5 protein-coding genes and 1 pseudogene are annotated in these 6,553 nt (G+C 72.5%); 1 reads left to right on the forward strand and 5 read right to left on the reverse strand.

Annotation, left to right across the window (positions count from 1 at the left end):
• The first annotated feature begins 413 nt into the window (after window positions 1-413).
• Window positions 414-1,028 carry a hypothetical protein gene (locus NBZ83_RS28815; protein ID WP_261576198.1) on the forward strand — a complete coding sequence of 205 codons (615 nt, stop codon included), beginning with the start codon at window positions 414-416 and terminating at the stop codon, window positions 1,026-1,028.
• A 45-nt stretch (window positions 1,029-1,073) separates the two neighbouring features.
• Here the strand turns inward: NBZ83_RS28815 and NBZ83_RS34060 are convergent.
• The 5 genes and pseudogenes from NBZ83_RS34060 to NBZ83_RS28835 form a co-directional block, all read right to left on the reverse strand.
• Window positions 1,074-1,355: pseudogene (locus NBZ83_RS34060) on the reverse strand (hypothetical protein); the annotation flags it as partial.
• Complete coding sequence (locus NBZ83_RS28820; protein ID WP_261576199.1) at window positions 1,255-3,159, reverse strand: ArnT family glycosyltransferase; 1,905 nt, start codon at window positions 3,157-3,159, stop codon at window positions 1,255-1,257. The gene NBZ83_RS28820 and the pseudogene NBZ83_RS34060, both read right to left, overlap by 101 nt.
• A complete protein-coding gene (locus NBZ83_RS28825; RefSeq protein ID WP_261569454.1) occupies window positions 3,156-5,150 on the reverse strand; it encodes a glycosyltransferase family 2 protein in 1,995 nt (664 codons plus the stop codon). Before NBZ83_RS28825 ends, NBZ83_RS28820 begins: the two co-directional genes overlap by 4 nt.
• Window positions 5,151-5,307: 157 nt before the next feature.
• The gene (locus tag NBZ83_RS28830) at window positions 5,308-6,075 is read right to left on the reverse strand and encodes an SCO family protein (protein ID WP_261569455.1); all 768 of its coding nucleotides are present in this window, start codon (window positions 6,073-6,075) and stop codon (window positions 5,308-5,310) included.
• A partial coding sequence (locus tag NBZ83_RS28835) for a hypothetical protein (protein WP_261576200.1) occupies window positions 6,065-6,553 on the reverse strand: 489 nt, incomplete at its 5' end. The genes NBZ83_RS28835 and NBZ83_RS28830, both read right to left, overlap by 11 nt.

A 6,553-nucleotide genomic window follows, 5' to 3' on the forward strand; every position in this document is an offset into this window, starting at 1 on the left:
CACCTGGGTCGCCGGCCGCAGGCCGCCCCCCGGTGCCCGGCCAGGCGGGACCAGCGGACGGGGCGGGTGGGAGCGCCGAACGGCGACCACTCGCGCGCTGGCTACATGCGCTACCGACCCTCGTCTGGCTCGCCGCGACCGGCTTCGCCCTCGGCGCGCTGATCGCGCTGAGCTGACCCGGGGCTCCGACGTCGCCCGACGCCTCGTGGCACCGTTGCTCGCCGCCTGAATGACGCACTCGGCGAAGACACGGGCACGGGCTAGCTCGCGCAGAGGCTGGACGGCGTCAAGGAGGGAGCGGGCGGGAGTGGGGAGCGGACCTGTGGTCATCTGTTCCGCCTTGTTTTCCTCTCAGCAGCAGGCAGCGGGCCATCAATGCCGTTGCCAAGTGTGACACTAGAGTCACCTTGGTGATGACTCCGCATCCCACCGCCCTGGACCTCAACGGCATCCTCGCGAAGGGATGGGTCGACCGCGGCGACATTCCCGCTGCCGAGTTCGACCGTGCGGAACGCTTCTACACCGCGATGCGCGTCCATGATGCGCGACTGCTGGCCGTCCGTGCGCAGGCGTCGGCGCTCATCGCACAGTGGACCGGTCACAGCTCGCGTGACGTCGGGTCGTTCGGCACCCGGCTGAACCTGGAAAACTCCGATCTCGATCTGGGGATCGGCGAACCGGTCGACCACCGGCCAGCGCTGATGGCCGCCCTCGATGGCCGCGCCCGGTTCCTCGGCGAGCGGAGGACCAGCCTCTCCACCACCCGGCTGGTGTTCGCGTTCGACGTCGACGGCGTCGAGATCGACCTGAGCGCGTTCACCACCGACGACTTCGCCCTGGCCGGCCGGATGCTCGACCAGATCGACGAGGCGATGACCCCCTCGGAACGGATCTGCCACACCTGGGTCAAGCATCTGCTGCACGAGGCCAGCCGACTCAAGGACTACGCGGCGTGGAAGCTGGTCACCTACGCCAGGTTCTGCCCGGAATTCAATTGGGTGCCGAGCCCGGAAAAGGCCGGCTCCTGACCATTCATGGCGGCTGCGCGGCTCAGGACGCGCAGCTGGTTGTGATCAGAGGGCGGTCCGCGCGGAGGTCCTTGATCTGGATCCGTCGGGGAGTGGAGTCGGCGGCCGGTCTGGAACTGCACGGCGCCGAGGCTTATCTCCTCCGGCCTCGTTTCTCCTCCGGCCTCGTTCGCGGAACGCCGTGAGCACCTCGTCGGTCGGGTGGACCTCGCCTCGGGCGATCTCCTCACCCGCCGCCAGGAGAGAGAACACCGTCTCGACGTCGGAGGGAATCTCCGGAGTCTCGTGCGGGCTCTCCCGCTCCTGCGCCGGGATGACCACGGCCGCTGGCCGGCCGTTGCGCGTCACCGTCACCTGATCGTGCTGGTACGGAATCCGGGCCGGGGCCGCAGCGGGCGGGTGGGATGTCGACGCGGCAGCCGGGAGGGAGCACGCGGCGGATCTCGATCTCGCCGTTGCCGAAGGACTTGAGCACCACCGAGTGGTGCAGGGCCTCGGCGACGATCGGGACCTCGGCGAGCACCGAGTCCGGGGGCTTGCCCATCATCAGGTAGTCGACGTCCTTCCAGCCGTGCGGGAAGTGGCCGCGCACCTCCGGGTCGAGGTCGAGCTTGTAGAACCACACCGGCAGTGGGCGGCGGCCGTGGATGGTGAGGTCGGTCCAGGCGATGTCGTCGGTGATGACCGTGCCGTCGTCGTGGATGTGGGCGAGGAACCAGCGGGTGGCGTCCCGGCTCGGGGCGCTCGCGTCGAGGGTGAGCGCCTTGTGGATCTTCGGCGTCCAGTCCCAGGCCAGCGTCACCACCGAGCCGACCACGGCCGCGGCCACCGCGCCCCGGCGCAGGCCCGTCCACGCCGCGGTCGTCCATTCCGGCATGCCCCGCCCGCCGCCGCGTTCGCGGACTGCGTCGCCGTGGCCGTCGCCGTCGCCGTGGCCGTGGCGTTCGCCATCGCCGTCGCGTCCGCCGTGGTCAGTGCTCATCCGGGGCAGGGCGCGGGGTAGCACCGCGTCGAGCAGGCCGGCGGCGCACAGGGCGGCGAAGGGCAGCATCGCGGTGACGTACGGGTTGGGCAGGTAGCCGTTGCGGAAGATGAAGCCGAACTGCATCAGCAGCAGCGCCGAGACCACCCGCAGACGGCGCAGGGCGAGCAGCGGCACGGCCGCGGCGATGCCCGCCAGCACCAGGTACGGGTCGAGGTCCAGCCAGGAGCGGACCACGTTGTAGGTGTCGCTGCCGGTGTCGAGCACGCTGCCGCTCGGTGCCCGGTCGAACAACTGCCAGCGCACCGCCCATTCGAGCGAGACGTGGCCGGGCCCCTCGAACAGCTCGTTCTTCGCCGCCGCGTACAGGATGTAGATGCCGCAGATCCCGAGCAGGCAGCCGAGGAAGTTCCGCCGCACGAACCGCCAGTTCCGCGGGTCCCGATGCTGCCAGAGCAGCACGTACAGCCCGGGCAGGAACAGCAGCGTCGTCTCCTTCGACCAGAAGGAGAACGCCATGAACGTCCCGGCGAGCGCCGCGGCGGCCACGCTGCGCCGCGGCGAGGCGGCGCAGACAAAGGCCGCCAGCAGCCACATCACCCCGATGTTGTCGAGGAACGCCATTCGCTGGTACCACAGCGCGAGCGGCGACAGCGAGAACACCAGCAGGGCGAGCCCGGCGAAGAACCGGCGCAGGCCGAGCAGCCGGCCGAGCCGGTACAGCAGCACGCAGCTCACCAGGTGCAGCAGGAACATCAGCTCGCGGGCGGCGGTGACGGCCGTCGCCGCCCGGTGGAAGCCGTCGGTCAGCTTGGTGTAGATCGCGATGAGCAGCCAGCCGCCGAACGGATGGTCATACCAGTAGGTGTAGTGGGCGATGCGGTTCCAGTACTGCATCGAGTAGGCCTGGGCGGCGTAGGTGCCCTCGTCGTCGGTGACCCGCCCCGGCCAGCCGTCGAAGTTGACCCCGTGGACCACCGCGACGACCGGCAGGAGCACCGCGAGCAGGACGAGGCTGCTCCGGTGGGCCCGCGCGCCGGCCGCCACCCACGCGCCGAGCAGCCGGGCCCGGTCGGCGGCCCAGGCGGCGGGCCGCGGCGCCACCGGGTGCGGCAGGGTCTCGTCGAAAACGTCGGGGACAGTGGTCACGACGCCGCCTCCAGTCCGAAGCGACCCGCTCCGGCACCGGCGCCGTGGTGGGCGCCGGAATGCGACGTCTTCTCCCACTCCAGCCGACCGCGCAGCAGGCGGGCGGTGGCCCGCACCGCGGCGATCGACAGCACGAGCTGGTAGAACGGCGCACTGAGGATGAGCCGGACGCTGTCCCACCGGCCGACGGCGAGATCGTAGGCATCGGCGAACTCCCGGAACGCCGCCTGTTCGGAGAAGACGGACATGACGGAGGCGGCCAGCGGCAGCCAGAAGACGATGACGAGGCCCGTCGGCGCCGCGAGGACCAGCGTGAGGACTGCCGAGACGGGGAGCAGCAGCCCGGCCATCGCCTGGAAGAACGGCATGGCCAGCATCTCCGCGGCCATCAGCCGCTGGCGGGCCCCCGGCAGCAGGCGCCAGTCCCCCTTGAACAGGACCTGCATGAACCCCATCATCCAGCGGGTGCGCTGGACGACGAGCTTCGTCAGGCTCTCCGGCGTCTCCTCCCGGGTCGTCAGGTCCGGGTGGTAGAACACCGTCGTGCGGATGCCGGCGACCGAGGCACGCACCCCGAGGTCGCAGTCCTCGGTGAGGCAGGCGACGTCCCAGCCGCCGAGCCGTTCCAGCACGGACCGGCGGATGAACACGGTGTTCCCGCCCAGCGGGATGAAGCGCGCCCGCGCCTGAAAGCGCAGTCGGGACATGAACCAGATGTAGTACTCCAGGCAGTTGCGGGCCCGCCACCAGGAGGTTCCGGTGTTCCACCGGTGTAGCGCCGCGCGCGGCCGGCCGACGCCGGTGGGCCGCACCTGGCGCCCCGGGCCGCGCACGTTCATCAGTTGGACGCCGCCCTGGAAGATGCCGACGTCGGCCTGGCGCAGCGCCAGCGAGTTGACGTAGGAGAGCAGGCCGCCGGCGATGAGCGACTCGGCGTCGACGATGCCGACGATGTCCCCGGTGCAGTGCCGGCGGGCGTCCTCCAGCGACAGCGGCTTGCTGCGCTGGTTGCCCTCCGGGGCGATGACGTGGACGTTGGGGTGACGGGCGGCGATCTGCTCGGCGATGCGCCGGGTCGGCCGGTCGACCTCGTCGTGGGAGACCATCACGACCAGTTCCAGCAGGTCGGCCGGATAGTCGCCGGCGAGGATCTGGGTCAGGGTCCGGCCGAGGATCGGCTCGTCGCGGGCGGGGATGATCAGCGAGAACCGGTGCCACGGCGCCACCACGTCGGCGAGGTCGACGTGGTGCACCCGCTCCGGCAGCTGCCAGCTGTACTGGCCGCGCACGAGGGTGAGGATGGCGACGACCAGCATCAGCAGCGACACCCCCGTCCACGCGGCGATCAGCACCGCGTGGTGATGCTGCGCCGCGCGCATCGCCAGCACCACGGCGAGCGGCACGGCGGCCACGATGGACAGCCCGCGACGGCGGTGGCGCGCCGCCCGGGCGGACGGCTCACGGCGGGACAACAGCAGGGAGCCGCCCGTCGCCGCCGCCGCCCCCAGCGTCGCGGCAAGCCAGCCGGGCAGGTCGGGACCCCCGACCGAGGCGACCCGAAGATCCGCGGAACCGGCGATCGTGAACACGTACCAGCCGGCGGATTCGCAGGCGAGCTGGACGATCCGCGGCAGCCGGGCGCCACGATGATCGACACGTCCGGCGACGCGGACCACGGTGAGACCGCCGCCGCCAGCGCCGACCGGCCGCGGCCAGGCGACCGGCGATCGGCGAGGACCGGCGCGACCGAACGTGCGGGGCGCGAGGACCGCGAGTGCGGCCACAATCACGTAGGCCAGGCCGTCCTCGACGACCAGCGGGCCGGCGAACAGGACGGCGAGCGCGACGTGCAGCGCGACCCCCCAGGCCGCCGTCGCCAGCCGTCGGCGCCGGGCGGACGCCCGCGGGTCGCGGTGGAGGTGCGCGGAGGGGTGCCGCGGCGAGGCGGAGGGGAACGTGCGGGGCCGCGATGGTGTGGAGTCGGATTTCACCTGTACCTGCCTGACGGGATGAGGACGCGGCGGCGTGGGCCAGGACACCGGACTGGCGGGACGCCGCAACGGCGGGATGCCGCCGCCACGGGCGGCGCGAGCGATCCGGGATCGTGCGCCGTGGAGGCTGAAGGCGGATCAGAGCGCTGAAGGCGGATCAGAGCGCGGCGACGAGCCTTGGTAGATCGGCGACGTACTCGGCGACCTTCGTGTCGGCGAAGTAACGCACCCGCACGCGGTCGTCGGGGCCGACCCCGAGGACCTGCGAGGCGTGGCTGACCAGGTAGGCCGGACCGGCACCGGCGCGGACGGCCGGGTCGGCGAGAGCAATCGGCACGCCGACCGCCCGCTGCGCCGCGTTGATCTGCGCCTGGGTGCCGGTCAGCCCGACGAACCCGGCGTCGAACTGGGCGAGCCAGCGGCGCAGCACCGCCGGGGTGTCCCGGGCCGGGTCGGTCGTGACGAAGACGACCGTCACCTTCGCCGCGATCGCGGGCCCGGCGACCTGCCGGGCCGCCGCGAGGTCCGCCATCGTCGTCGGACACACGTCGGGGCAGTGCGTGTACCCGAAGAACAGCAGCGTGGCGCGGCCGGCGGTGGCACGGGCGAAGTCGTAACGGTGCCCGCCGGTGTCGGTCAGGACGAACGACGGGCGGGGCACGGCGATGCCAGCAACGGCGCCGTGCCAGCCGCCACCGGCCGTGTCCGGTGCACCTGAACCACGCGCCGGCCCGCCGACCACAGCCGGTGGCCCGCCACCGGCAGGAGAATCGGCGCCACCGCAGGCCGCCAGCACGCCGGCCCCGAGGGCGACGATGAGCACCACCAGCCCGCGGCGCGCCGGCCACAACCGCATGCCGAGGCCACCGAACACGCCGCCGACCCTGCTGGCGTCGCCGTCCGCAGGTACGTCGTCAAGAGCCACAGAGCACCGCGCCCCGGGCGGCCGCGGGGACCACGCCCGCGAGCCGCCGGGTGTCCTGACCGACGACTCGAACGGAGCCGATCCCCTGTTCTCGCAGGTAGCCGCAGTCGATCCGGCGGCCGGGCGGTGGGGTGCGCGGGACGCAGACCCGTCGGCCGGTGGCGGCCGCGACGTAGTTGTAGTCGCAGCCGTCGAGGCCGACCGGGACCGGGGAAGGGCTGCCGTTGCCCCGGGGCACGATCCGGCCGGACAGCGCGGCGGCCGGGCCGGCCGCGGCAACGATGTTCTGCCCGCCGGCGGATCCCCGGCCGGCAGAGTCCTGGCCGGGCGGTCCGGAACGGCCGAAGCCGCTGCCGGGCCACCAACCGTGGGCGATCACCCCGGCGGTGCCGTTGACGAGTGCCACCGCGAGGGCGATCGTCACCAGCACCCGCCGCCGTCCCCCGGCCGTGGGAACGGGACCGGACGGGATGGGCGG

It is taken from the genome of Frankia gtarii, from assembly GCF_025403375.1.
GTDB lineage: Bacteria > Actinomycetota > Actinomycetes > Frankiales > Frankiaceae > Frankia > Frankia gtarii.

Bases quoted from the DNA above. Each gene is read 5' to 3' on its own strand.
- NBZ83_RS28815 (WP_261576198.1), top strand. From the start codon at position 414: ATGACTCCGCATCCCACCGCCCTGGACCTCAACGGCATCCTCGCGAAG.